22 protein-coding genes are annotated in these 26,181 nt (G+C 70.0%); 11 read left to right on the top strand and 11 right to left on the bottom strand.

Translation table 11 applies throughout. The features are described from left to right. Window positions 1-26: 26 nt before the first annotated feature. Window positions 27-953 carry an A/G-specific adenine glycosylase gene (locus tag AB0H49_RS03305; protein WP_357246550.1) on the bottom strand — a complete coding sequence of 309 codons (927 nt, stop codon included), beginning with the start codon at window positions 951-953 and terminating at the stop codon, window positions 27-29. A 99-nt stretch (window positions 954-1,052) separates the two neighbouring features. Here AB0H49_RS03305 and AB0H49_RS03300 point away from each other — a divergent pair, with 99 nt between their 5' ends. Beyond that, the gene (locus AB0H49_RS03300) at window positions 1,053-1,676 is read left to right on the top strand and encodes a carbonic anhydrase (protein WP_355000451.1); all 624 of its coding nucleotides are present in this window, start codon (window positions 1,053-1,055) and stop codon (window positions 1,674-1,676) included. Window positions 1,677-1,800: 124 nt separating this feature from the next. Next, the gene (locus AB0H49_RS03295) at window positions 1,801-2,463 is read left to right on the top strand and encodes a hypothetical protein (protein ID WP_357246547.1); all 663 of its coding nucleotides are present in this window, start codon (window positions 1,801-1,803) and stop codon (window positions 2,461-2,463) included. 9 nt (window positions 2,464-2,472) lie between these two features. Here AB0H49_RS03295 and disA read toward each other — a convergent pair whose 3' ends face one another. From disA to AB0H49_RS03280, 3 genes are all read right to left on the bottom strand, one after another. After that, window positions 2,473-3,747 carry a DNA integrity scanning diadenylate cyclase DisA gene (gene disA, locus AB0H49_RS03290; RefSeq protein WP_357246628.1) on the bottom strand — a complete coding sequence of 425 codons (1,275 nt, stop codon included), beginning with the start codon at window positions 3,745-3,747 and terminating at the stop codon, window positions 2,473-2,475. 89 nt (window positions 3,748-3,836) lie between these two features. Beyond that, window positions 3,837-5,237 (bottom strand): DNA repair protein RadA, encoded by a 1,401-nt coding sequence (gene radA / locus AB0H49_RS03285; RefSeq protein ID WP_355000449.1) that lies wholly within the window; start codon window positions 5,235-5,237, stop codon window positions 3,837-3,839. Window positions 5,238-5,338: 101 nt separating this feature from the next. Then, entirely contained in the window at window positions 5,339-5,980 is a 642-nt protein-coding gene (locus AB0H49_RS03280; protein ID WP_357246544.1) for a hypothetical protein, read from the bottom strand. A 421-nt stretch (window positions 5,981-6,401) separates the two neighbouring features. On the opposite strand from AB0H49_RS03280, the gene carD reads away from it, so the two are divergent. From carD to AB0H49_RS03250, 6 genes are all read left to right on the top strand, one after another. Next, entirely contained in the window at window positions 6,402-6,890 is a 489-nt protein-coding gene (gene carD / locus AB0H49_RS03275) for an RNA polymerase-binding transcription factor CarD (protein ID WP_011206964.1), read from the top strand. A gap of 2 nt (window positions 6,891-6,892) precedes the next feature. Continuing rightward, window positions 6,893-7,585 carry a 2-C-methyl-D-erythritol 4-phosphate cytidylyltransferase gene (gene ispD, locus AB0H49_RS03270; RefSeq protein WP_357246541.1) on the top strand — a complete coding sequence of 231 codons (693 nt, stop codon included), beginning with the start codon at window positions 6,893-6,895 and terminating at the stop codon, window positions 7,583-7,585. A 13-nt stretch (window positions 7,586-7,598) separates the two neighbouring features. Then, window positions 7,599-8,066 (top strand): 2-C-methyl-D-erythritol 2,4-cyclodiphosphate synthase, encoded by a 468-nt coding sequence (ispF, locus tag AB0H49_RS03265; RefSeq protein ID WP_357246626.1) that lies wholly within the window; start codon window positions 7,599-7,601, stop codon window positions 8,064-8,066. Window positions 8,067-8,200: 134 nt separating this feature from the next. Continuing rightward, window positions 8,201-9,604, top strand: coding sequence for a cysteine--tRNA ligase (cysS, locus tag AB0H49_RS03260; RefSeq protein WP_355000446.1), 1,404 nt, complete (start codon window positions 8,201-8,203; stop codon window positions 9,602-9,604). Beyond that, window positions 9,604-10,584, top strand: a complete 981-nt coding sequence (gene rlmB, locus AB0H49_RS03255; RefSeq protein ID WP_355000445.1) for a 23S rRNA (guanosine(2251)-2'-O)-methyltransferase RlmB — start codon at window positions 9,604-9,606, stop codon at window positions 10,582-10,584. Before cysS ends, rlmB begins: the two co-directional genes overlap by 1 nt. A gap of 153 nt (window positions 10,585-10,737) precedes the next feature. Next, window positions 10,738-11,016, top strand: coding sequence for a DUF4190 domain-containing protein (locus AB0H49_RS03250; protein ID WP_067790064.1), 279 nt, complete (start codon window positions 10,738-10,740; stop codon window positions 11,014-11,016). An 11-nt stretch (window positions 11,017-11,027) separates the two neighbouring features. Here AB0H49_RS03250 and AB0H49_RS03245 read toward each other — a convergent pair whose 3' ends face one another. Together AB0H49_RS03245 and AB0H49_RS03240 are read right to left on the bottom strand one after the other, a co-directional pair. Continuing rightward, on the bottom strand, window positions 11,028-11,837 hold the full coding sequence (locus AB0H49_RS03245; RefSeq protein WP_355000444.1) for an enoyl-CoA hydratase-related protein: 810 nt from the start codon (window positions 11,835-11,837) through the stop codon (window positions 11,028-11,030). Window positions 11,838-11,856: 19 nt separating this feature from the next. After that, the gene (locus AB0H49_RS03240) at window positions 11,857-13,026 is read right to left on the bottom strand and encodes an acyl-CoA dehydrogenase family protein (protein WP_141807664.1); all 1,170 of its coding nucleotides are present in this window, start codon (window positions 13,024-13,026) and stop codon (window positions 11,857-11,859) included. A gap of 242 nt (window positions 13,027-13,268) precedes the next feature. Between AB0H49_RS03240 and AB0H49_RS03235 the strand changes: the two genes are divergently transcribed. After that, window positions 13,269-13,787: a hypothetical protein gene (locus AB0H49_RS03235; protein ID WP_357246535.1), complete on the top strand. Its 519-nt coding sequence runs from the start codon at window positions 13,269-13,271 to the stop codon at window positions 13,785-13,787. Between the two features lie 201 nt (window positions 13,788-13,988). After that, entirely contained in the window at window positions 13,989-17,153 is a 3,165-nt protein-coding gene (locus tag AB0H49_RS03230) for a BTAD domain-containing putative transcriptional regulator (protein ID WP_357246532.1), read from the top strand. Between the two features lie 221 nt (window positions 17,154-17,374). Here the strand turns inward: AB0H49_RS03230 and AB0H49_RS03225 are convergent, their stop codons facing one another. The 5 genes from AB0H49_RS03225 to kstR form a co-directional block, all read right to left on the bottom strand. Continuing rightward, complete coding sequence (locus AB0H49_RS03225; RefSeq protein ID WP_355000441.1) at window positions 17,375-18,244, bottom strand: metal ABC transporter permease; 870 nt, start codon at window positions 18,242-18,244, stop codon at window positions 17,375-17,377. Continuing rightward, window positions 18,241-19,134: an ATP-binding cassette domain-containing protein gene (locus AB0H49_RS03220; RefSeq protein WP_357246529.1), complete on the bottom strand. Its 894-nt coding sequence runs from the start codon at window positions 19,132-19,134 to the stop codon at window positions 18,241-18,243. Before AB0H49_RS03220 ends, AB0H49_RS03225 begins: the two co-directional genes overlap by 4 nt. Window positions 19,135-19,160: 26 nt before the next feature. Continuing rightward, the gene (locus AB0H49_RS03215; RefSeq protein WP_357246623.1) at window positions 19,161-19,997 is read right to left on the bottom strand and encodes a zinc ABC transporter substrate-binding protein; all 837 of its coding nucleotides are present in this window, start codon (window positions 19,995-19,997) and stop codon (window positions 19,161-19,163) included. A 245-nt stretch (window positions 19,998-20,242) separates the two neighbouring features. Next, entirely contained in the window at window positions 20,243-22,813 is a 2,571-nt protein-coding gene (gene otsB, locus AB0H49_RS03210; RefSeq protein ID WP_355000439.1) for a trehalose-phosphatase, read from the bottom strand. A 392-nt stretch (window positions 22,814-23,205) separates the two neighbouring features. Continuing rightward, window positions 23,206-23,856 (bottom strand): cholesterol catabolism transcriptional regulator KstR, encoded by a 651-nt coding sequence (gene kstR, locus AB0H49_RS03205; RefSeq protein WP_067790127.1) that lies wholly within the window; start codon window positions 23,854-23,856, stop codon window positions 23,206-23,208. Window positions 23,857-24,003: 147 nt separating this feature from the next. Here kstR and AB0H49_RS03200 point away from each other — a divergent pair, with 147 nt between their 5' ends. Beyond that, entirely contained in the window at window positions 24,004-26,172 is a 2,169-nt protein-coding gene (locus AB0H49_RS03200; RefSeq protein WP_355000438.1) for an acyl-CoA dehydrogenase, read from the top strand. The last annotated feature ends 9 nt before the right edge of the window (window positions 26,173-26,181 follow it).

Genomic DNA, 26,181 nt, shown 5'->3' with positions numbered 1-26,181 from the left:
GACCGAAGGCCCCCTTCATCCGGCTGTCAGCGATCGCCCTCACCCGCGAGGGCGAACAATCCGTCCGCCGTCTGCTCGATCAGCCCGTCGACCAGCAGCGAGTCCAGCGCCCGATCGCGCTGGCCGGGATCGCGGGTCCAGGCCAGGTCCAGGCGCACCCGCTCCACCGGCCCGGTCGCGGCGCGCAGCACGTCGAGCAGGCGGCCGCGGGCCTGGCGGTCGGTGCCCTCGTACTTCTGGGTGCGGCGCACCACCTCGGACACCGGACGACCCGCGGTCACCCAGGCGCAGGCGGGCAGCGGGCAGTGCGCGCAGTCGGGCGTGCGCGCGGTGCAGACCGTCGCGCCGAGCTCCATCAGCGCGGCGGAAAACCGCGCCGCGCGGTCGATCTTCGCGGGCAGTAGCGCCTCGGTCTCGGCGAGGTCGCGCGCGGCCGGATTGCCCGCTTCGGCGCGACCGTGCACGGCGCGCGCGACGACCCGGCGCACGTTGGTGTCCACCACCGGCACGCGTTGGCCGTAGGCGAAGCAGGCGACCGCACGCGCGGTGTAAGCGCCGATGCCGGGCAGGCCGAGCAGCACGTCCACGTCGGTGGGAACCTCGTCGCCGTGCTCCTCGGCGAGCACCCGCGCGCACTCGTGCAGCCGCAGCGCGCGCCGCGGATAGCCGAGTTTGCCCCACGCGCGCAGCACCTCGGCCTGGGAGGACGCGGCCATCGCCGAGGGCACCGGCCAGCGCGCCACCCACTCCAGCCAGACAGGCTGCACCCGAACGACAGGGGTCTGCTGGAGCATGATCTCGCTCATCAGGATCTGCCACGCGGTCACGCCGGGGTGCCGCCACGGCAGGTCGCGGGCGGTCTCGGCGTACCAGTCCAGCAACACATCGGCGTCGATGCCGCGATCACCGATCTGTGGCAGGGCCGGTGTGATCCGACCTGTCCCGCTACGCATTACCCTCACCGTCCCCGCCACCCGGCGGCCAGTCGATATTTGCCGACACGTAACGAACCTGACTCGCTGGTAGCGAATGCCTTGTGCACAATGGTCGGTATGTCTGATTCCAACCCGATCAGCGCGTGGAAATCTCTCCGCCAAGGCAACGAGCGTTTCGTCAACGGCACCCTCATGCATCCTAATCAGGGCGCCGCCGACCGGGCGAAGCTCGTCGGCGGTCAGCATCCTTCGGCCATCCTCTTCGGCTGCGGCGACTCGCGCGTGGCCGCGGAGTTGATCTTCGATCAGGGTCTCGGCGACATGTTCGTCGTGCGCACCGCGGGCCACGTGGTGGACAGCTCGGTGCTCGGTTCGATCGAGTACGGCGTGCACGTGCTGAACGTGCCGCTGATCGTGGTGCTCGGACACGACAGCTGCGGCGCGGTGAAGGCCACCGTCGACGCGCTCGACGGCGGCGAGGTGCCCGGCGGATTCATCCGCAGCGTGGTGGAGAAGGTGTCGCCGTCCATCCTGATCGGCCGCAGGGAGGGCCTGTCCGACGTGGACGAGCTCGAGGCCAGGCACGTGGTCGAGACCAGCAAACTGCTCATGGAGCGTTCGTCGATCATCGCCGAGCGGGTGAAGGCGGGCGAACTCGCCATCGCGTGCGTCACCTACAAGCTGGCCGAGGGCCAGATGAAACTGCACAGTGCCATCGGCAACATCGGCGAGGTCGCCTGACCCGTTCTAGGAGCGGAGTTTCCCCAGCGTGCCGGGTGCGATGCACCCGGCACCATGGCGTCGTCCAGTTCGACACGCCGAGGTCCTGAGACACCGCGCCCGGTGCTGCCCGTAAGTTTGAATCGTGCTGGAACCGACTGGACCGCTGCCTCCGGAGATCTACTGGCGTCGTCGCGTTTTCGCCATCGGAATCCTGGTCTTGGCGCTCGCGCTGGTGATTTGGCTCGTGGTGATGGTCGTGCGCGGTGGCGGCTCGCCCGGTGACGCCAAGGTGGCCGCGTCGAGTTCGACCTCGTCGGTGAAGAAGTCGGGCGACACGCTGAAGTCATCCGCCAGCGCGGACGCGCCCAAACCTTCGGTGACCCCGGCGGCAAGTCCGGCTCCGGTGGCGTCCGGGCAGTGCCCCGATCAGTCGCTGGCGGTGAAGGTGACCGTCGAGCAACCCACCTACAAGGCGGGCGAGCAGCCGGTGTTCGGCATCGTGATCACCAACATCTCCTCGGTGACCTGCGCCCGCGACGTCGGCTCCGGATTGCAGCAGATCTCGGTCTACACCCTCGACGGCACCCGCAAGCTGTGGTCGAGCACCGATTGCTATCCGGACGGTCAGCCCGACGTGCGCAATCTGAATCGCGGTGAGCAGGCCGCTTTCCAGGTCACCTGGTCCGGCTCGACATCTCAGCCGAATTGCGCGGGCGAGCGCGTCCCGGTCCCGCCCGGCGCGTATTCGGTTGTCGCGCAACTCGGTTCGGTGCGCAGCGCGGCCGAGCCGTTCAACATCGCCTGAGCCGCGGCTTCATCGATCCCGTTCGAACGGGTTGTCCGCGCCCGCTTCGGCGAGGCGGGTCAGCCCGTCGCGGATCTGCCGCGCCGTCGGCACGCCGATCCCGTCGACGGCCTGTAGCTCGCTCGTTGTCGCGACCAGCAGTCCTTGTAGCGAGCCGAACGAGTCGACCAGCGATTCGATGTGGGTGAAGCGCAGCCGGGGTATCCGGGTGAGCACCCGGTAGCCGCGCGGGCGCATCGGCAGGTCCAGCGCCTCGATGGTGCCCGGATAACCGAGCGGCGCGGCCAGATTGGTGAGGTCGAGCAGTTCGGCATCGGTGACCAGGTCCAGCCCCGCCATAGCGCGCTCGACCTCTGACCCATTCACATGTCGGCGGTCGGCACACGAGCAGGCCGTGTTCTCCCGTTGCCTGGTACCCGTGCGGAGAACCACACCATGATCAGGTACACCCGCCCCCGCCGCCTCTGACCCATTCACATGTCGGCGGTCGGCGCACGAGCAGGCCGTGTTCTCCCGTTGCCTGGTACCCGTGCGGAGAACCACACCATGATCAGGCACACCTGCCTCTGCCCCCGCCGGCTCGCAGGCGAGGTAGTCGCGGACGAGCAACTCGCGCAGCCAGGCGCTGTCGCCGACCAGGTCCTCCAGTTGCAGGGCGAGCTGGCGACCGTCGGCGCCGAGCTCCAGCACGCTCTGCTCGATCTCCTTGGCCAGACGCCGCACCAGCTCCAGGCGCTGGGCCGCCGATAAAGCGTCACGCAGGGTGACGACGTCCTCGAGCTCGCTCTCCGACAGCTGCTCGCACACCTGATCCAGCCGCGCCTTGTAGCGTTCCAACGTGCCCAGCGCCTGGTTCGCCCTGGCCAGGATGGTGGCCGACGGCTCGACCAGGTGGCGGACCTCATCGATGTACAGCGTCATCGTGCGCATCGACTTGCTCACCGCGATCACCGGGTAGCCGGTCTGGGCGGCGGTCCGTTCGGCGGCGCGGTGCCTGGTGCCGGATTCCGCGCTGGGCAGGTTCGGATCGGGCACCAGGTGCACGTTGGCGCGCAGAATGCGGGCGCCGTCGGTGGAGAGCACCACCGCGCCGTCCATCTTCGACAGCTCGCGCAGCCGGGTCGGCGCGAATTCGACGTCCAGCTCGAACCCACCGTCGCAGATCCGCTCGACGTCCGCGTCGTAGCCGAGCACGACCAGGCCGCCGGTGCGACCGCGCTGGATGCGTTCCAGCCCGTCTCGTAGCGGCGTGCCGGGAGCCAGCCGGGTGACGATCTCGGGCAGCCTGTTCCGTGCGGTCGTCGACGGGGCGGGCGTACTCGGCGCGACGGGGGCCGGTCTGCCTAGCAGATACGCCGCCCACCGCCCGGGTATCACTCGGCCGCCTCGCTCCGCGCCGCCCGCCGCGCGCGCAGGCCGCTGATCCGCAGCGCGGAACCGACGTCGGTCACCTCGTGAATCTTCATGCCCCCGCCCTTCACTCGATCCAGCCCCGGCGGCACCAGCGCGGTGGTGAAGCCGAGCCGCTGCGCTTCGGCCAGCCTACGTGCCACGCCGGTCACCTTCCGCACTTCGCCCGCGAGGCCGACCTCGCCGAGGATCACCCAGCCCGGCGGCAGCGCGGTATCGGATTCGGCGCTGGCGATGGCGAGCGCGATGGCCAGGTCCGCCGCGGGTTCGACGAGGCGCATGCCGCCGACCGTCGCCGCGTAGACGTCGTGCTTGCCGAGGAAGACGCGGCCGCGGCTCTGCAACACCGCGAGCACCATGGCGACCCGGTTGTAGTCGAGCCCGCTGACCGCGCGGCGCGGCGCGGGGATCTCGGTCTTCACCGTCAGGCCCTGCACCTCGCCGACCAGCGGCCGTTTGCCGTCCATCGCGACGGTGACCGCGGTGCCGGGCACCGAATCGGTGCGGTGGTGCAGGAACAGCCCGGACGGGTCGTCGACGCCCGCGATGCCTTCCTCGTGCAGCTCGAAACAGCCCACCTCGTCGGCACTGCCGAACCGGTTCTTGATGCCGCGCACCATGCGCAGCGTGGAGTTCTTGTCGCCCTCGAACTGCAGCACCACGTCCACCAAGTGTTCGAGGGTGCGCGGCCCCGCCACGTTGCCGTCCTTGGTGACATGGCCGACCAGCAGCACGGCGATCCCGCTCGCCTTGGCCAGCGAGGTGAGCGCCGCCGTCACCGCGCGGACTTGGGTGACGCCGCCGATCACGCCGTCCACGTCCGGCGCGAGCATGGTCTGCACCGAGTCGACGACGAGCAGCGTCGGCCGCACCTGCTCGACGTGCCCGAGCACGATCGACAGATCCGACTCCGCCGCCAGGTACACCCGCTCGTGCACCGCGCCGGTGCGGTCCGCGCGCAGCCGGACCTGACCCGCCGACTCCTCGGCGGTCACATAGAGCGCTTTCTCGTCGCGCTGCTTGGCCCACCGGTGCGCGACCTCGAGCAGCAGCGTCGACTTGCCAACGCCCGGCTCACCGGAGAGCAGCACCACCGAGCCCGCGACCACGCCGCCGCCCAGCACCCGGTCCAGCTCGCCGACACCGGTCGGCCTGGCCTTGGTGACCTGCGAATCGATCGTGGAGATCGGGGCCGCCGCGGTGCTCGGCAGCATCGCGCGCCTACCCGGCGCGGCGGCCGACACGGCCGAGACGGCCACCTCGTCGACCGTGCCCCACGCCCCGCAGTCCGGGCACTTGCCCACCCACTTCGCGACCTCGTGCGAGCAGGCGGAGCACCGGAAGATCGGCTTGTTCTTTGCCACAGGCGCACCTTACGTACCGGGCCCGACAGAACCCCGCATATGGAAAAGGCTGCCGCACCGAGTGCGACAGCCTTCGTTCTCGGTCCGCGACGGACTCGGGCTCAGTGGCCGCCGCCGTGACCGCCACCGGCGGCCGGGCCCGACAGATCGGACTCGTGGCGCTCGGCCTCGGTGCCCGCGTCGACCGGCACCTGGACCTGCACGGTGCCGTTCTCCTTGAAGTTGAACGAGACGGTGTAGGTCAGGCCGGGGGTGATGTCCTTGGTGAGGCCGGTGATCTCGAGGGTGGCCGGCTTTGCCTCCGGATCGGCGGTCTGCTGCTTGGTCGGCTGTGAGCCGTGGCTGTCGTCGCCGTGGTTGTCGCCGCCGTGCGAGTCGGTCGAGCCGCCGCCCTGCTTGCCCGCCGCGACGACGGTCTGCTGCGGCGCGAGCTTCACCGAGGACGCGCCGGACGGCGGGGTGATCTTCACCTGGCCGAGGTCGGTGGTGACGCTGGTGAGCTCGTCGGTGACGGTCTCGCTGTTGTTCACGATGGACAGCGCGATCAGCGCCTTGCCGCCCTGCACATTGGTGTAGCCCTCGGACGGGTACACGATGTGCACGTTGCGCAGCGAGATGTCCTCGACCTCGGCGTTGTTGCCGTTGATGGCCGGAGCCTGGTTCGCGGTCTGGGAGACCTGCCCCGCGCTGCAGCCGGACAGCGCGAGCGCGGCGCCCGCGGCGAGTGCGGCAACAGTCACCATGAGACGTGGCTTCCGCGCCCCCGACGAGGCGGTCACAGCATTCAGGGCAGTCACGGGTTGTCCTCCATGTCGACCGGGATCACTCCGCTACGGAGAGTAGTAACTAGGCAGCGTAGTAGTCGACACCGGGGACCCGTCGGTCGGGCCGGGGTGTCCGCCCCGCGACACCGCTGTCGGTCGGCAACCGTTGCATAACGGTTCGGTGGCCCGGGGGTGCGGTTGCGGGCCGAGTGCCGCGGTACCTCGTGGGACACGGGCGAGGTGGCGCCGTCGGATAACTCGTTCTGGCACAACGTAATGCACACCGTCCGGGTTCTGTCAACCCCCTCGGTCCGCTCGTTGTGGCCCTGACCTGCACAGTTGATCGCGCCGTTACCGAGTCGCATGTTAAACTGTGAACATCGAAAGGGGCACGGGACACATGATTTTTAAGGTCGGAGACACCGTCGTTTACCCCCACCACGGAGCGGCGCTGATCGAAGCAATCGAGACTCGCACCATCAAGGGTGAGCAAAAAGAGTATCTGGTCCTGAAGGTCGCCCAAGGCGATCTGACCGTTCGCGTACCCGCGGAAAACGCCGAATACGTCGGCGTGCGCGACGTCGTGGGCCAGGAGGGTCTCGACCGGGTCTTTCAGGTGCTGCGCGCGCCGCACACCGAGGAGCCGACCAACTGGTCTCGCCGCTACAAGGCCAACCTGGAGAAGCTCGCCTCCGGCGATGTGAACAAGGTTGCCGAGGTCGTCCGCGACCTGTGGCGTCGGGAGCAGGATCGTGGGCTGTCCGCCGGTGAGAAGCGCATGCTGGCCAAGGCTCGCCAGATCCTGGTCGGTGAACTCGCGCTCGCCGAGGGTACCGACGACGGCAAGGCCGAGACGCTGCTCGACGAGGTCCTCGCAGCGGCTTCCTGACCGTGAACAACTCTGACAGCGACAGTCCTGTCGTTGCCTTGGTTCCTGCCGCCGGTCGCGGCGTCCGTTTGGGTGAGAACACGCCCAAGGCGTTCGTCGCGGTCGGCGGCACACCCATGGTCCGGCTCGCCGTGGACGGCCTGCTGGTCTCCGGGGCGGTCGACCGCATCATCGTGATGGTCCCCGTCGAACTGGTCGAGAGCGCAGTCGCCCTGCTGCCGCCCTCGGACGCGGTGCGCGTGGTCGTCGGCGGCGCCGAACGCACCGATTCGGTGCGCGCGGGTATCGCCGCCGCGCCGGACGCGGGCTATTACCTGGTGCACGACGCCGCCCGCGCGCTCACCCCGCCCGCGTTGATCGCCCGGGTCGCGGCCGAGTTGCGGGCGGGTCATCGCGCGGTGGTTCCCGCCCTCCCGGTGGTCGACACCGTCAAGTCCGTCGACGCGCACGGCGTGGTGACCGGCACCCCCGACCGCGCGGCGCTTCGCGCGATCCAGACACCGCAAGGCTTCGCGGCCGATCTCCTGCGCGCCGCCTACGAGACGAACGTGCTCGCCACCGACGACGCCGGACTCGTCGAGCGGCTCGGCGCCGATGTGCACACCATTCCCGGCGACCCGATGGCCTTCAAGATCACCACTCCGCTGGACCTGATGCTCGCCGAGACGGTGTGCAACGCGGCGCGGAGCGTATGAGAACGTCGTGACCATGCGAGTTGGTATCGGCAGCGACGTGCATCCCATCGAACCCGGTCGTCCGTGCTGGATGGCGGGACTGCTCTTCGACGGTGACGACGGCTGCTCCGGCCACTCCGACGGCGACGTGGCCGCGCACGCACTGTGCGACGCGCTGCTGTCGGCGGCCGGGCTCGGCGATGTCGGCGCGGTGTTCGGTACCGGCCGCCCCGAGTGGAAGGACGTCTCGGGCGCCGCGATGCTGACCGAGGTCCGCCGGTTGCTCGACGAGGCCGGATTCGACATCGTCAACGCCGCGGTGCAGGTCATCGGCAATCGACCCAAGATCGGACCGCGCCGCCCGGAGGCGCAGAAGGTGCTCGGCGAGCTGCTCGGAGCGCCGGTCTCGGTGTCCGGAACCACCACCGACGGACTGGGTCTCACGGGTCGCGGAGAGGGTGTCGCGTCGATCGCCACCGCGTTGCTGCAAGCCCGCACATAGCACCCCGGCGCCCCTCGGTCGAGCCGAGGCGCGAACGCCCTGCTCCGACCGGCCGGACCAACCTCAGAGTTCCCGCCGGTCGTGTGTGAGCCTGGACGGAAGTCCTTCGACGGCGCCGACTAGGATCGACTGCCGTGACACTGCGCCTCTTTGACACCGAACGCCGAACCATGCGCGATTTCGCGCCGCTGGTTCCCGGCCGCGCTTCGGTGTACCTCTGTGGCGCCACCGTCCAGGGGGAACCCCACATCGGTCACGTCCGCAGCGGCGTCGCGTTCGACGTGCTGCGCCGCTGGTTGCAGGCGCACGACTACGACGTGCACTTCATCCGCAACGTCACCGACATCGACGACAAGATTCTGAACAAGGCCGCCGAGGCGGGCCGCCCGTGGTGGGAGTGGGCGGCCACCTACGAGCGGGCCTTCGACCGCGCCTACGAAGCGCTCGGTGTGCAGCCGCCTTCCGCGGAGCCGCGGGCCACCGGCCACATCACCCAGATGGTCGATCTGATGCGGCGGCTCATCGACCGCGGGCACGCCTACGCCTCCGAGGGCAACGTCTACTTCGACGTGCAGAGCTACCCGGATTACGGAAACCTGTCCGGCCACAAGCTCGACGACGTGCACCAGGGCGAGAGCGCGGGCGAGGGCAAGCGCGACCCGCGCGATTTCACGCTGTGGAAGGCGGCCAAGCCCGGCGAGCCGAACTGGCCGTCGCCGTGGGGTCCCGGCCGCCCCGGCTGGCACCTGGAATGCTCCGCGATGGCCGAGTTCTATCTGGGTGCGGAATTCGATATCCATTGCGGCGGTATGGATCTGGTGTTCCCGCACCACGAGAACGAGATCGCCCAGTCCAAGGCCGCCGGCGACGGGTTCGCGCAGTACTGGCTGCACAACGGCTGGGTGACCATGGGCGGCGAGAAGATGTCCAAGTCGCTCGGCAACGTGCTGTCGGTGCCCAACGTGCTGAAAAAGGTTCGCGCCGTGGAGCTTCGGTTCTATCTCGGCAGCGCGCACTACGGATCGATGCTGGAGTACTCGGACAAGGCGCTCTACGACGCCGCGGCCTCCTATCAGCGGATCGAGGCGTTCATCCACCGGGTCGCCGAGCGGGCCGGTGAGATCCCGGTCGGCAAGTGGACCGACGCGTTCGCCGAGGCGATGGACGACAACCTGGCCGTGCCGCGCGCGCTCGCCGAGGTGCACCGCGTGGTGCACGAAGGCAACAAGGCGCTGGAATCGGGCGCGGTGGACACCGCGCGGGAGCTGGCCGGGCAGGTGCGGGCCATGCTGAACATCCTCGGCGTCTGCCCGTACGACCCGAAGTGGTACGCGCCGGAGGACACCTCCGCGGCGCAGGATGCGCTCGACGTGCTGGTGCGCGCCGAACTCGACCGCCGCCAGCAGGCCCGCGCCGACAAGGACTGGGGCACCGCAGACGCCGTGCGCGACCGTTTGGCCGCCGCGGGCATCGAGGTGACCGACACCGCCCGAGGACCCGAGTGGTCGTTGGGCGCCGCGCGCGGAAAGGCGAACTGATGGCAGGGAATTCGCAGCGTCGCGGCGCTGTGCGCAAGACGGGTAGCAAGAAGGGCGCGGTCGTCGGTTCCGGCGGCAAGCGCAGGCGCGCACTCGAGGGGCGCGGCGCGACACCGCCCGCCGAGATGCGGACCAAGCACCCCGCGGCCAAGCGCGCCGCGGCCAAGGCCAAGGCGGAGGCGAAGGGGCGCCCGACCGGCCGCGCCGCCGGTGGCCGCCCCGCGGGTCGCAAGACCGAGGACGGTCCCGAGTTGGTGCTCGGCCGCAACCCGGTCGTCGAGTGTCTGCGCGCTGGCGTCCCGGCCACCGCGCTCTACGTCGCGGTCGGCACCGAGAACGACGACCGGCTCACCGAGAGCGTGCAGACCGCGGCCGACGCGGGCATCTCCATCCTCGAGGTGCCGCGCACCGATCTGGACCGGATGAGCAACAACGGTCTGCACCAGGGTCTCGCGCTCCAGGTGCCGCCGTACCGCTACGCACACCCGGACGATCTGCTCGACCGGCTGCGCGGTACGGCCGAACCCGCGCTGCTCGTCGCGCTGGACAACATCTCCGATCCACGCAACCTCGGCGCGGTGATCCGCTCCGTCGCGGCGTTCGGCGGCCACGGCGTGCTCATCCCGCAACGGCGCAGCGCGAGCGTCACCGCCGTCGCGTGGCGGACCAGCGCGGGCGCCGCGGCCCGGCTTCCGGTCGCGCGCGCCACGAATCTGACTCGCACGCTCAAGGATTGGGCCAACCAGGGCTTCCAGATCGTCGGCCTGGACATGGACGGCGACACCACGCTGGACGAGTTCGACGGCACCGCACCGACGGTCATCGTGGTCGGCTCGGAGGGCAAGGGTCTCTCGCGCCTGGTCCGGGAGAATTGCGACAGCATCCTCAGCATCCCGATGGCCGGTCCGGTGGAGTCGCTGAACGCGTCGGTGGCGGCGGGCGTGGTGCTCGCCGAGATCGCCCGTCAGCGCCGGGTCTGACGGATTCGCCCACCGGGCCGAATGTTCGTACGCGCCAACCGTTTCGGCGACGGCGCAGGTGAACGGCGTTTCCCGGCCGACACGAAACGCCCCGAGTCACGCGCGATCCGCAAAATACGCGGAGTTCCCCGGTAGCCCCGTAGAATTCGGCTGGTGGTGATACCCAACCAGCCCATCGGTGCGACGGTCGAGCATCCGAATGCCACGGCCGTGTTGTTTCTCGGCGCGGCGAGCATCTTCTGCTGCGGAGCGCTCGGCCCGGTGGCGTGGGCGTTGGGCAAGCGCGCCCTCGACCAGATCGAGGACTCCGGCGGCGCCCTCGGCGGCCGAGCACAGGTACTGGTCGGCTACATCCTCGGTGTCATCGGAACCGTCCTCATGGTTCTGATGGCGATCCTCTTTCTGCTCATCGTGCTGGGCGGCAACGCGTAAGAGGTCGCGATTCAGTCGAGCACCGGTCGGTCGGCGTCGGCCTTGTTGTCCCACGCGGGCCATTCGGAGCTGATGCTGCCGGTCCAGTTGGGCTGCCTGCGGTCACGGAACGCCGCCATCGCCTCGCCGCCGTCGACGCTCTTGGCGACGTGGGCGTTGAGTTCGGACTCCAGCTGACCAACCATGGACGGGCTCATGCCGAGGCCCTCCCAGAGCAGTCGCTTGGACAGCGCCACCGGTAGCGGCGCGGAGCCGTTGACCAGATCGTGCGCCACCGAGAGCGCGGTCGGCAGCACTTCGCCGCCCGCGAGGCAGGCGTTGGCCAGGCCCATCGCCTTGGCCTCCTCGCCGTCGAAGGTGCGGCCGGTGAGCATGATGTCGGCGGCGTTGGCCATGCCGACCAGCCGGGGCAGCGTCCAGTGCGCGTAGCCGTCGGCGAGCACGCCGCGGCGCACCTGGGTCAGTCCGTAGACCGCGTCGCGCGCCATGTAGCGCAGGTCGCATTGCAGGGCCAGCGCCAGCCCCATGCCGACCGCGTGCCCGTTGACCGCGGCGATCACCGGCTTGCGCACCCGCCACGGGGCGGGCTCGATGGTGGCGCTGACCTCGCCCACCCGGCTGGACAGATCCGCGCCCGCGCAGAACGCGGGCGGCGTCCCGGTGATCACCACCGCGCGGATGGCGTCCTCGCTGTCGCAGCGTTGCAGCGCTGCGCCGAGTTCCGCGGCCATAGCCGGGGTGAACGCGTTCTGCTGGGCGGGCCGGTTGAGCGTGAGCACGGCGATGCCCGCGGAGACATCGACGAGCAGTTCCGAACTCATGCCACAGGATCGTAGTGGCTCAGCGCAGAATCTTGCGTCCGATGGCGTACTTGTGGACCTCGGTGGGGCCGTCGTAGAGGCGGAAGGCGCGCATGTCGCGGAAGATCATCTCGACCACCGTCTCGTCGCTGATGCCGATCCCGCCGAGCACCTGCACGCAGCGGTCGGCGACCTTGAACAGCTCCTCGGAGACGTAGGACTTGGCGATCGAGCTCTCGTGCCTCGCCTTCTCGCCCTGGTCCATCAGCCAGCAGGCGTGCCAGATGGTCAGTCGGCACTGGTGCAGCGCGATCTCGTTGTCCGCCAACATGAACGACACGCCCTCGTGTTCGCCGATCGGCTTGCCGAACGCGGTGCGGGTCTTGGCGTGCTGCACCGCGATGCTCTGGGCCCGTTCGGCCGCGCCGAGCCAGCGCATGCAGTGCGTGAGCCGGGCCGGGGCCAGCCGCAGCTGGGCGTAGCGCAGCGCCTGCCCGGCCTCCCCGAGCAGCGCCGACTTCGGCAGCACCAGGTTGTCGAAGCGGACGACGCCGTGCCCGGCGACGTAGTTGCGGTCCATCGTGTTCATGGTCCGCTCGATGACGATGCCCGGCTGGTCGCCGTCGGTCAGGAACAGGGTCGGTCCCTCGGGCAGGTGCGGGTTGGCGGCGAGGCGGGCCATGATGATCCAGGTCTTGGCGCCGTTCGCGCCGGTGATCAGCCATTTGCGGCCGTTGACGGTGAAGTTCTCGCCGTCGAAGACCGCCTCGGTGGCCAGCTGCGCCGGGTCCGAGCCCGCGCCGTCGGGTTCGGTCATCGCGAAGACCGAGCGCTGGTGCCCGTTGATCACCGGCATCAGGTAGCGGTCGGTCTGCTCCTGGTTCGCGACCTTGGACAGCAGGAACATGTTGCCCTCGTCGGGCGCCGCGCAGTTCATCGCGATCGGGCCGAGGGTGGACCATCCCGCCGCCTCGTAGATGACGGCCTGCTCGACGTGGCTGAGCCCGCGCCCGCCGAGCGCCTCGGGCGCCTGCACCGTCAGCAGCTTCTCGGCGCGCGCGAGTTCCACCAGTTCCTGGCGCAGTTCGTCGGTCGGACCGTGCGCGGTCAGGCGCGGGTCGCGCTCGAACGGAACGATTTTGTCGATGACGAACTGGCGGACGCGGTCGCGTTCGGCGGCGAGTTCGGCGGGAATCGAGAAGTCGATCATCGTTGGTCACCATTCGTTCGGCGGCGGGTGAGTCCGAGCATACGAAACCCGCCAGGACAGACTGAAGGCGGCTGCCATCACTGAGCCTCCATTGGGGTGTCGATACCGTCGAATGGTGCTTCTACCTGCACTGACAGGCGCTGTCAGCGCACTGTGACCGGCCTGTCAGCGCGGCCGGACATCTTTGGTTCATCGAGAGCGGGCCACACCGGCCCCGCCAGACCAAGGATTCGGAGAAGACCATGACCGTCGCCGCCATCGCCCAGCTGCTCATCGCCCTCGCCTTCGTGAGCATCCCGCTGGTTCGCCACCGCTACGGCGCCGCGGCCAAGGCCGCCGCCGAGGCGGAACTGAACCGCCAGGGCGTCCGGCCCGGTGTGCTCGCCGAGCACGGCATGCGGTTCGACGCGGGCGGCCACGAGACCTGGGCGCCGCTGTCCATCGCCCTGGCCATGACCGGCCTGGCCGTCCTCAACCTGGCGGGCAACCCGTGGGGTCAGACGCTGACCTGGATCGGTCAGGTGCTGGTCGTGCTCGTCAACATCGTCATCCTCTACAGCAACCTGACCGCCGCCAAGGGTGTCGAGGCGGCCTTCGCCAAGACCGGCGACCCCGAGCTCGCCCGCATCGACGCCGGCCGCTTCCTGGCCGCGGCCGAGGGCGCCTTCCCCCGCTGGGTCATGCCCTACCTGCAGAACTCCCGCCACGCGATCGTCTTCGGCGGCTCGATCCTGGTCTTCATCGCCCTGCTCGCCGCCTGACACCTCCGAGCCCGAAACCCGGTTTCGCACCGCGAAACCGGGTTCTTCGCGTTCGAAGCAGCCCCACTCCGCGCGCACCGCCACCGTGCACCACCCCGGGAAGGCGCCGCGGTCGACATCCATCCCGCACGCCCCAACCGAACCTGGACGGACTCAGCTCCCCACGCACGCGACTCCCACCCCTTCTGACAGGCTGAACCAGTGCGTGTTGCTCTACTCGGCCCGGTCGCCGCCTACACCGACGACGGCGCCCCTCTCGATCTCGGCGGTGTCCGGCTCCGAATGCTCCTGGCCAGGCTCGCATTGGAGGCAGGCCGCCCGGTCTCGGTCGACGCGCTCGTCGACGGACTGTGGGGCGAGCAGCCGCCCGCCGAAGCGGCCGGAGCATTGCAGGCGCTGGTCTCCCGCCTGCGCAAGGTGATACGCGGCGCGGGCACCCTCGAACTCGGCCCCGGCGGCTACCGGCTCTCGGTGCGACCCGAGGACGTGGACACCCACCGCTTCGAAGCAGCGGCCGCCGAAGGACGCCGCGAACTGGCCGCGGGCAAGGTCGAGGCGGCGGCGGCCACCCTCGCGGACGCCCTCGCGCTGTGGCGTGGCCCCGCACTCGCCGACGTGCGGGACGCCCCGTTCGCCGATCTCTCGGTCGCGCGGCTGGAGGAACTGAAAGCCGCTGTCGCCGAGGACAATTACGATGTCGAGCTGCGGCTCGGCAGGCATGCCGAGGTGCTCGCCGATCTGGAAACCGCCGCCGCCGAACGCCCGCTCGCCGAGCGGCTCGCCGGTCTACGCATGCGCGCCTTGTCCGCCGCTGGTCGCCAATCCGACGCGCTCGCCGTCTACGAACAGATCCGCGAGCGCCTCGGCGACGAACTGGGCGTCGACCCCTCCGCCGAACTCCGGGATATCCACCTGGCACTGCTGCGCGGTGAACTGGATAGACCCGCCCCGCGCCAGGAGCCTTCCGCGAGCCGAATTCCGCTGCCGCTCACCAACTTCGTCGGTCGCGACCGCGAGCTTGCCCGCGTCTCGGAGCTGCTCGCCGCGGGTCGTCTGGTCACGCTGGTCGGTCCGGGAGGTGCTGGCAAGTCCCGGCTGGCGGTCGAAACCGTCACCCGCCATCGGGCTTACGAACGCGGCAGAGTCTGGTTCGTGCCGCTGGCCGGGGTGAGCACCGCGGAACAGCTCACCGACACCGTGCTCGGCGCGCTGGCCTCCTGGGACATGAGCGTCTCCGACACTCGCCAGCCGCTCACCGGCCACGACCGCATCGCCGAACTGCTCGACGTCGGCCCCGTCGTCCTCGTGCTCGACAACTGTGAGCACCTGATCGAATCCGCCGCCGAACTGGCCGACGGTCTACTCGAAAGACTACCGCAGCTGCGGATTCTCGCGACCAGCAGGGAGCCCCTCGCCATCGCCGGGGAGACCCTGTACCAGCTCGGCCCGCTCGAATTGCCCGGGGAGGCAGCCGAATTCACCGATGCGGTCGATGCTCCCGCCGTACGGCTCTTCTTGGATCGCGCGGTCGCGGCACGCCCCGATTTCGTCCTCGACGCCGAGACCGTCGGCCCGGTCGTGGACATCTGCCGGCAGCTCGACGGCCTGCCGCTCGCGCTCGAATTGGCCGCCGCCAAGCTGCGTTCGATGAGCGTCGAGCAGATCGCGCGCCGACTCGACGACCGCTTCCGTCTGCTGACCTCCGGCAGCCGAACCGCACTGCCGCGCCAGCGCACGCTGCTGGCCCTGGTGGCGTGGAGCTGGGACCTGCTCACCGAACCGGAAAGCATACTGGCCCGCAGGCTTTCGCTGTTCCCCGGCGGCGCGACACTCGACGCGCTGGAAGCGATCTGCGCCGACGCGGCACTGCCCGCCGCGGACGTGCTGTACGTGGCGGACGCGCTCGTGGAGAAGTCCGTCGTCACGGTTACCGACGAGCGCTACAGCATGCTGGCGACGATCCGCGCCTACGCGGCCGACAGGCTGGCGGAATCCGGCGACGATGTGGCCGACCGCTTCGCCGAGCACTACCTGGCGCTGGCCGAACACAACGAACCACTGCTGCGCACGCGAGAACAACTGCGCGCCATCGGTGTCTTCGACGCCGAACACGAAAACTTCGTAACCGCACTACGTTCGACACTCGACGCGGGCGACGCCGTGCGCGCCGCACGCTTCGTCGGCGCGCTGTTCTGGTACTGGGGCATCCGCGGCATGGGCACCCAGTTCGACACCTTCCTCGCCGCCGTGCTGCGCCTGGACGCCGCCCTGCCCGCCCGCGAGCGGTCCGCGCTGCGACTCGTGCAGTTGCTCGCGGGCGCGCCGATCGCGGAAGACGTTCCGGTGCGGACGCTAATCGAGGACTGCGCGGCCGCCGACGCACTCGACTTCCACCCCACGCTGATGCTGTGGATTCCGCTGCTCGCCGTCTCGGTGGGGGCCGACGAACTCGGCGACCGCGTCCTCGATCAGGCGCAGACGAACCCAGATCCCTGGGTCCGGGCCAGCGCGCACTGGGCGCGGGATTACGTGTGGACGGAACGGGGCGACCGTGCCGCGGGCGCCGAGGCCCGTGCCGCGGCGTTGCACGGTTTCGAGGAGGTCGGCGACCGCTGGGGTCTCGGCATGGCGCTACTCGCCGTCGGCCGCGATCACTCGCTGCGCGGCGAACACGACCGCGCCATCGCCGTATTCGAACGCGGCGTCGCGGTCAGCAGCGAGCTGGGCGGCCAGGACGACCTGTTCCACTGCCGCGCCCGGCTCACCGTCGAACGCATGCGCGCTGGCGATCTCGTCGGCGCGCTCCGCGACATCGAGGCCATGCGTCGACAGGCCACCGCCCGCGGCCACCGCCGCAGCGCCGCCGAGACCCTCTTCGAACTCGCCGAATGGCACCGCCGCGCGGGCGACGTGCCCGCCGCCGACCAGACCATCGACGAACTCGACTCGATCGCGGACCGCCTCGGCCTCCCGGAGAGCATGGCCGCCGATCTCATCGCCGCCGCCCGCCTGGCCAACCGCCTCGCCGACGGCGCACCGGCCGAGGCCCGCGCCCACCTCCCGCGCGCCGCCGCGGGCCTGTTCTCGCTGGGAGACGCCGCGAACACCGCCCATGTCGCCGAACTCCTCGCCGAACTGCGCACCCTCGAGGACGCCCCTGAATCCGCCGCCGAAGCCCTCGGCCTCAGCGAAGCCATCCGCGGCGACTTCGACGCGGGCGAACCCCGCCTCACCGCGTTGGTAACCACCCTCACCGACCGCCTTGGCGCCGAAACCTACAAGGCCGCCTACCACCGCACCGCGACCTTGCCGAGGTCGGAAGCCCTGACGCGCCTCCGCACCGCGGTAGGCCTCGCCGACCTGTGACGCACACCCGCGCTCCCCAGCGTGCCGAGGGCGAACGGCTTGCGCCACATACCTTTCGCACGGTCTACATAGGTACCGGCTGTGTGGGGCGTGCGGAAACTGTGTGGGACTAGACGGACCAGGCGCGGTGGCGCGGGTGGAGTAGGCGGGGATGTTTGTCGGGCTCGCGGTTGACCGGCTCGTCGGACCGATTACGTCCGCGAGGACTCCCGCGAATCCACTCAGCGCACGCGCGCGAGTTGGCGGCGGCGGTTGCCGATGACCCGGCACACCACGTAGATCACGAACGAGATCGCCGTGACGAACGTCGACACCGGAACGCCCGGAGCCAGCGACAGCAGGATGCCGCCCACCGCGGCGAGTTCCGCGAAGACGATCGCCAACACCGTCGCGCGGGCCGGATTGGCGGTGAGCTGGGCGGCCGCGGCGGCGGGGGTGATGAGCAGGGCGAGGACGAGCAGCGCGCCGACGATCTGGACGCCGAACGCCGCCGTGATGCCGAGCAGCACGGCGAAGACCACCGCGAGGGCGCGCACCGGAACACCGCGCGCGACCGCGACCTCCGGGTCCGAGCTGGCGAACAGCAGCGGCCGGTAGATCACCGCGAGCACGGCGAGCACAAGCACGGTGCAGGTGATGAGCAGCGCGAGTCCGCTGTAGCCGACGCTGACCACCTGGCCGGTCAGCAGCGAGAACTTGGAGCCGGCGCGCTCCGGCCCGAGCCAGAGGAAGAGCACGGAGAGCCCGAGGCCGAACGAGAGCACCACCGCGATCACGGAATCGCGCTCCCGCGCACGGGTCCCGAGCACGCCGAAGAGCACGGCGGCCACCACCGACCCGATGATCGCCCCGAGCCCGACACCGATTCCGGCGAGCAGCGCCGCGGCCGCGCCGGTCAACGAGAGTTCGCTGGTGCCGTGCACCGCGAACGACATCTGCCTGCTGATGATCAGCGGCCCGATCGCCCCGGCGAGCAGGCCGAGCAGGGCGGCGGCGAGCACCGCCTGCTGCACGAAGTCGTAGGAGAGCAGGTCGACCGTGGTGGACAGGTCGAACATCTTGGAGAACACATCGGCGAGCTTGTCGTTCACGCGCGGACCCCGCTCGTGTCCGGCTCGGCGTGGCAGTGCTGCGCCCCCGCCGCGCCGAGCGCGTCCATGGTGTCACCGGTGCCGACCACCACCAGTCGCCCGCGCACGCGCAGCACGTCGACCTCGGTCTGGTACAGCTCGGAAAGCACCTCGGAGGTCATCACCTCGTCGGGCGTGCCGATCCGGAACTTGCCGTCCACCAGGTACAGCACCCGATCCACCAGCGGCAGAATCGGATTGATCTCGTGGGTCACGAAGAGCACCGCGGTGTCGTGGCCGCGCCTGCGCCGGTCGATGAGCTCGGCGACCAGCCGCTGGTTGGCCAGGTCCAGGCTGAGCAGCGGTTCGTCGCAGAGCAGCACTTTCGGATCGCCGACCAGCGCCTGGGCCACCCGCAGCCGCTGCTGTTCGCCGCCGGACATGGATTCCAGCGGCGCGTGCGCGAACTTCTCCGCGCCGACGGCCGCGATGGCGGCGGCCACCTTCCGGTTGCGTTCGGCCCGCCCGCGCAGCCCGAGGCCCCACCGGTGCCCGTCCACGCCGAGACCGACCAGGTCGACACCGCGCAGCTGCACGCCCGCGTCGATCGTCTTCTGTTGCGGCACATAGCCGATATCCGGATTGCCCGCCCGCGCGGGCGAACCGGCGACGAACGCCCGCCCGGAACCCAGCGTGAGCTGGCCGAGCAGCACCTTCAACAGCGAGGTCTTGCCGGAGCCGTTGGGCCCGAGCACGGCGATGAACTCGCCGGGCGCCACGTCGAGATCGAGGCCCTGCCAGAGGGTGCGGTCGCCGAACGAGAGCCGGGCGTCATCGAGCCGAACGGCGGCCGCGCCGTCGGTGTCCGCGTGTCGCCGCACCTGTTCGGTAAGCGGAACTCTCTCGCTCATGACCATCTCGACCAACTGCTCTTCGATCAGCCCAGCGCCTTGGCCAGCGCTTCGGTGTTCTGGGTCTGCCACTGGACGTAATCTATTCCCTCGGGCAGGGTTTCGGTCACCTCTACGACGGCGACGCCGTTGGTTTCGGCGAGGCCGCGCAGGTCTCGGGTGATCTTGTCCTGGGTCTGCACGTTGTAGACGAGCGCGCGAACCTGCTTGCCGGTCAGCAGATCCCGGGTCTGCGCGACGGCCGCGGGCGCGGGATCGGTCTCCTGCTCGATCGCTTCCTGGAACTCGTGCGGAGTGCGATCTTCCGCGCCAGCGGCGCGCAGCAGGTAGTGCGCGAGCGGTTCGGTCTGCAGCACAGGCGCTTTCGGGTGCGCGGCGGCGATCGTGCCGGTGGCCGCGGTGATTCCGGCCAGCTGCGTCTTGAAGGTCGCGGCGCGGGCGGTGTAGTCCGCGGCGTGCGCCGAATCGATCTCGCCGAGCGCGGCGGCGATCTGTTCGGCGACCGCGCCGACGGTGCTCACGTCGTACCAGACGTGCTCGTTCTCGTCGGCCTTGTCGGTCCGGGACTCGAAGGCGTCGATCGTGCGCTTGTCCCTGCCGGAGACGGCCTTCTCGATGAACTCGTCGTAGCCGCCACCGTTGTAGACGACCAGATCGGCGTCGCTGATCTTCGCCGATTCCACCGCGGAGGTCTCGTGCGAGTGCGGGTCGGCGGCCGGATCGGTGATGATCGAGGTCACGGTCGCGTCCGGCCCGGCGACGGCGGCGGCGATATTGCCCCACACGTTGGTGGAGGCGACCACCTCGGGCTTGTCCGAGGTGTCGGAGCTGCCGCACGCGGTCAGCGCGAGAAGGGTCGCCATCCCCACGGCGGCGCCGACGAACTTCAGGGCTATACGACTACTCACGCGGGGAAACTCCTGGCAATGCGGACAGAGCAGGGTGAGTGCTCCAAATCATAATGGAAACCGTTACCGTTTTACTTTATCAGCAACTCGCAACCCGACCACCGCCCGGCCACCGCCACACCGCTGCCGAATCCGGCCCGGACACGCGAAGGCCCGCGAACCACCCGGTCCGCGGGCCTCGAAGGCCGGTCAGCGACCGCTCAGACGAGCACTTCCACCGGCTGCGCGAGCAGCTGCGCGCACCGCAGCAGACCGAGGTGGCTGTAGGCCTGCGGGTGGTTGCCCAGCGACCGCTCGGCCACCGGGTCGTACTCCTCGCTGAGCAGCCCCGTCGGACCGGCCACGTCCACCAGCTGGGCGAACAGCGCCTCGGCGTCCGAACGCTTGCCGATCAACAGGTACGCCTCGACCAGCCAGGCCGCGCACAGGTGGAACCCGCCCTCGCCGCCGGGCAGGCCGTCGTCGTGGTGGTACCGGTACACGGTCGAACCGCTGCGCAGCTCGGCCTCGGTGGCCACCACCGTCGCGGCGAAGCGCGGGTCGGAGGGGTCGATCAGCCCGCTCAGGCCGATGTGCAGGGTGGCCGCGTCCAGGTCGGTGCCGTCGTAGGCCGCGGTGAACGACTGGACCTCGTCGTTCCAGCCCTTGGTCTTGACCTCCTCGGCGATGGTCTCGCGCAGTTCGAGCCACTCCGGGTCGATCTCACGGTCGAACTTCTGCGCCAGCGTCAGCGCCCGGTCGACCGTCAGCCAACCCATCACCTTCGAGTACACGTGGTGACGCGGGTTGCCGCGGATCTCCCAGATGCCGTGGTCCGGCTCGGTCCAGCGCCGCTGCACCGCGGAGACCATGGCGTGCACGAGCTGCCAGTCGGCGTCCGGCAGCGCACGGGCCGGATCGGTGATGCCCTTGCGCTCGCGTGCGTGCGCGAGGGTCGCGATCAGGTCGACGATCGGGCCGAAGACGTCCAGCTGCACCTGCATGTTCGCCGCGTTGCCGACGCGCACCGGCCGCGATCCGGCGTAGCCGGGCAGCTGGTCGATGACGGCCTCGGGCGGCAGCGTCTCGCCGTAGATGGTGTACAGCGGGTGCAGGCGCTCCGGTCCGGGCAGGGTCTCGAGCACGCGGTGCACCCAGCCGAGGAACTCGTCCGCCTCGGTGAGCGAACCGAGGTTGACCAGCGCCTGCGCGGTGAGCGCGGCGTCGCGCAGCCAGCAGTAGCGGTAGTCCCAGTTGCGCACGCCGCCGATGTCCTCGGGCAGCGAGGTGGTCGCCGCGGCGAGGATCGAGCCGGACGGCGCGTGCACCAGTCCGCGCAGGGTGAGCGCCGAGCGCTTCATCAGGTCGGGCTTCAGCGGCGGCAGCTCCAGCGCGCTCGACCACTCCGACCAGTACCGCTGCGCCTCCCTGCGGCGCTCCGGCTCGCCGGTCATGGCGGGCGCGAGATCCTGTGTGCCGCAGCGCAGTTCCAGCACGATCGGGCCACTCGACGGATCCACCACGGCGCGCGCGACATCGTGCGTTCCGTCGCTCTCGATCGTCCAGTGGACGCCGGGGGAGCGCAGCACCATCGGGTCGTTCGTGCCGAGCACCCGCAGACCGGACGGCTCCGACTCGAGGGTGACCGGCACCTGGCCGAACTCCGGTCGCGGCGCGAAGGTGACGACCGCCTTGGCCACACCGGTGATCACCCGGGTCAGATCGGTGCGGTTGGGCGCCACGTCGTGCGGCAGGTAGTCGACGACCTGCAAGCTGGCCCAACGGGTTTCGACGGTCATGGTGCCGTCCACGTAGCGCTGCGAGAGCGGCAGCCCCGGCCGCTCCGGCGCGATCGTGAAGTGGCCCGCCTGCGGCCCGCCGAGCAGGTGCGCGAACACCGCGGCCGAGTCCGGCTCCGGGTGGCAGAACCAGGTGACCGTGGCGTCGGGGGTGAGCAGCGCCACCGAGCGCGGGCTGGCCAGCATGGTCAGTCGCTCGATGCGCGGCGCGCTCGCGCCCGCCAGCCAGGTGCGTCGTTCCTCCAGCAGGAAGGCCAGCGCGCAGGAGACCTCCTCGGTGGTGCCCACGCGATACTTGGCCAGGCTGTCGCCCTCGCCGACCTTGATGCCGACATCCGGGCCGGAGAGGACGCGGAAGGCCTTCTCGTCGGTGACGTCGTCGCCGAAGAACACCGCCGCCGTCGCGCCCTCCTGGTGACGGATGGTGTCCAGCGCGGTGCCCTTGTCGGTGGGGACGACGGCGAGCTCGATGACGGCCTTGCCCTCGGTGACCTGAACGCCGACCCAGCAGGCGGGCCCCTGGCGCACCGAGGTCAGCGCCCGTCGCCCGATCTCGGGGCTGGCGTTACGGACGTGCAGTGCGACGCTCGCCGGTTTGATCTCGACGGCGACGCCGGGATTGCCCGCGGCGATCTGCGTCAGCGCGGTCTGTACTTCTTGCAGTAGCTGCTTGGCGTCGTTGTCGATCGCGTGCACGAAACCGACGTCGAACTCCGAGCCGTGGCTACCGATCAGTTGCACCTCGACCGGAAGCCGGGAGAGTGCCGCGAGATCGCGCAGCGCGCGGCCGGAGATGACGGCCGCCGTAGTTCCGGTGAGACCGGCGAGGGCGCGTAGCGCGCTCACCGATTCTCGGTGCGGATACGCCTTAGCCGGGTCGGAGACGATCGGGGCCAAAGTCCCGTCGTAGTCCGACGCGACCAAGAGTCTCGGCTCGCGCGCGACCGTCGACAAAGCTCGTCGAAGTTCTTGTGGCAGATCCTGTGCGCTCACGCATCCAACCTAGTGATCGGAGGAGTTGTTTCAGGGGCGGGCAAAACAATACTGTGTTGAATTCATCGCACCGCAGCGCGCCGGTATGCGTGCGCACGATTGCAACCCGGTTATCGGGATTTGCCCAGTTAACGCACAGGTAACCAGCAAGTAACTTTCCGCGGACGCGAGCGAAGTCGGGTCGCGCGGCGATCGCGAGAATCGGCACGCCAGTACCGATTCGCTCCGGCGGGCGAGCCGGATGCGAGTCGCTTTGTCGGACATGGCGGTTCGCGGTCTGCTCCGCGTGCAGTGGCAAGCGCGGCATAACACCACGGTAGCCCGGTCGCGGGCGGTGTGCCCGTCGACCGGGCTCGCCGATCCGTTTCAGTTGGGGCGGTAATCGCCTCCGGCTATTTCGCCGCTTGATCTCCGAGGAGGAGATCCACGGTCAGTTCGAGACGATCTGTGACATCCGTCGCGGAAGCCCGTCGAGTGAGCCACGCCACCAGATTGGAAAGCCACACGTCACTGATGACGCGCGCAATCGCGAGTTGCCGTTCGGTCGGTTCTCCGTCGTTCATGGCGCGGGCGAAAACCCGGTCCATCACCTTGCCGACTCGGTCCACCTCGGCGGCCGCCGAGGCGTCGGCGAACATGAACGCGCGGGTCATGGCCTCGGTGAGCAGCGGGTCGCGCTGCATCATCCTGGTGATCTGAGTGAGCAGCAGGTGCATACGTTCGCGCGGCGTCGTACCGGCAAGCGGCTTGCGTTTGCCCTCGATCTGCTCGAATTCCCTGGCCAGCGCCGAGACGAGCAGGTGCACCTTGGATGGGAAGTACCGGTAGAGAGTGCCGACGGCCACATCCGCGCGCTCCGCGACGGCGCGCATCTGCACCGCGTCGTATCCGCCCTTGGAGGCGAGCGCCAGCGTCGCGTCCAGGATGCGCTTACGCCGCTCGCGCTGCGCGGCCGAGCTCAGATCGTCCTCGCTGAGCGTCGTCACGGTCGCTGGGCGGGCAGCGCTCGTGTCGGCGGGCTGCGATCGGGAGGGGCTGGCCATCGAAAAGGGTCCTTTCCTCGAACGTCGTACGGCGGCCTGGCGCGCGGTGCTCACCGATGCGGACTGGCCGTCTCTTGACTTCCGCCCGGCCATGATATTAGAACATGTTCTAGGTGTGGGAGTCACGCCGGAAAGGCGGGTTGGAGTGTGACCATCGCCACCACTGACGAGCATAAAGCCGTTCAGGAGTCGATGCGGGGCTGGGCGGGATCGGTCCGGCCGATTGCAACAATGCGAGCCGAGCCGGTCGGCTTCTGGCACGCGTACTGGCCCGCGCTGGCCGAACTCGGGATCTTCCGTGTCGCGGTGGCCGAGGACGCGGGTGGCGACGGCGGGTCGGTCGCCGATCTCGCCGTCCTGCTGGAGCAGGCGGCGCACGACCTGGTGGGCGGCCCGGTGCTCAGCACCGCCCTCGCCAACCTGGTCACCGCGGGCGCTCTTGCCGATGACCTCCCGTGCGGTGTCGCGCTCGACGTCGTTGTCGGTCCGGATGTTTCGTCCGAGACGGGTGTGAGCGTACCCGCCGCCGACGGGGACGTGTTGCTCACCGGTGTCTGGGACCTCGTGCTCGGGGCCGCTTCCGGCACCGCCGTGCTACTTCCCGTGACCAGCCCGGACGGACCGCGCTGGTGCCTGGTGCCGCCGGACGCCGCCGGTCTGCGCGTCGAGGAGCTGACCTCGGCCGACCCGAGCACCCCGCTGGCCCGCGTGCACTGCGCCGATGTCGCGGTGCCCGCCGAGCGGGTGTTCACCGCCGCGCACCGCGTCGAAGACGTGCTCGTCGCGCTCGTGGCCGCCGAGCTCGCCGGTCTCGCGGGCTGGTGTCTGGAGACCGCGGTCGAATACGCGAAGGTGCGTGAGCAATTCGGCCGCAAGATCGGTTCGTTCCAGGCGGTGAAGCACATCTGCGCGTGGATGCTGTGCCGCACCGAGCTGATCCGCTCGGTCGCGCTGGACGCCGCCGCCGCCGTCGACGAGGGCGGCGCCGAGCTGCCGATCGCGGCCGCCATCGCCGCGGCCATCTCGCTGGACGCCGCGGTGGAGACCGCCAAGGACTGCATCCAGGTGCTCGGCGGCATCGGCTTCACCTGGGAACACGACGCCCACTTCTACCTGCGCAGGGCGACGGCGCTGCGCCAGCTGCTCGGCGGCTCGGCGCGCTGGCGGGCCAGGGTCACCGAACTGACCCGCGACGGAATGCGCCGGACCACCGGCGCGGACCGGGTCTTCGCCGCCGAGGGCGTCGACGTGGACGGCGCTGCCCCCAACGACTTGGCCGCCGAGGTGGCCGCGATCGCCGCGCTGCCCGCGGACCGGCAGCGCGACGCGCTGGTGGACGCGGGCCTGGCCATGCCGCACTGGCCGGCGCCTTACGGCCGCGGCGCCGACCCCATGACCGGACTGGTGATCTCCGAGGAGTTGCGCCGCGCGGGCGTGACCGCACCCGACCTGGCCATCGGCGGGTGGGCGATCCCGACCCTGTTGCAGCACGGCACCCCCGAGCAGATCGACCGGTTCGCCTGGCCGACCCTGCGCGGCGAGGTGGTGTGGTGCCAGCTGTTCAGCGAGCCCGGCGCGGGTTCCGATCTCGCCGCGTTGCGCACCACCGCCAAACGGGTCGAGGGCGGTTGGGTGCTGAACGGCCAGAAGGTCTGGACTTCGTTGGGCGACAAGGCGAACTGGGGCATCTGCCTGGCGCGCACCGATGCCGACGCGCCCAAGCACCGCGGCATCTCCTACTTCCTCGTCGACATGCGCGGCAAGGGTGTGGAGATTCGCCCGCTGGTGCAGATCACCGGCGAGGCGCGGTTCAGCGAGGTGTTCCTCGACGACGTCTTCGTCCCCGACGACTGCCTGGTGGGCGCGCTGAACAACGGCTGGAAGATCGCCCGCTCCACGCTGTCCACCGAGCGAGTCGCCATGGGCGGCAACGGAATCGGGCCGGTGCTGGAGGAGCTGATCGCCAAGCTGCCCGCCACCGGTCCCGGCGCGGAGCTGCGCAACGACCGGCTCGGCGGCTTCGTCGCCGAGGCCATCGCCGGGTTGCTGCTCGAACAGCGGGCCGCGGTCGCGATGCTGGCGGGCGCCGACTCCGGCGCGCAGAGCAGCGTGCGCAAGCTGGTCGGTGTGCGGCACCGCCAAGCGGTCGCGGAGTTCGCCGTCGAGGCGGCGGGACCGAACGGTGCGCAGGAGTCGGACGAGGTGACCGAATTCCTGCTCACGCGCTGCCTTTCCATCGCGGGCGGCACCGAGCAGATCCTGCTCACCGTGGCGGGTGAGCGGATTCTCGGGCTGCCGCGCGACGCGGACAGCTGAGCCCACCCG

The sequence above is a fragment of the Nocardia sp. NPDC050713 genome (assembly GCF_040654315.1).
In the GTDB taxonomy this organism is placed as follows: domain Bacteria; phylum Actinomycetota; class Actinomycetes; order Mycobacteriales; family Mycobacteriaceae; genus Nocardia.
The sequence above is the reverse complement of the archived record's forward strand: the minus strand, read 5'-3'. Positions and strand labels throughout refer to the sequence as shown.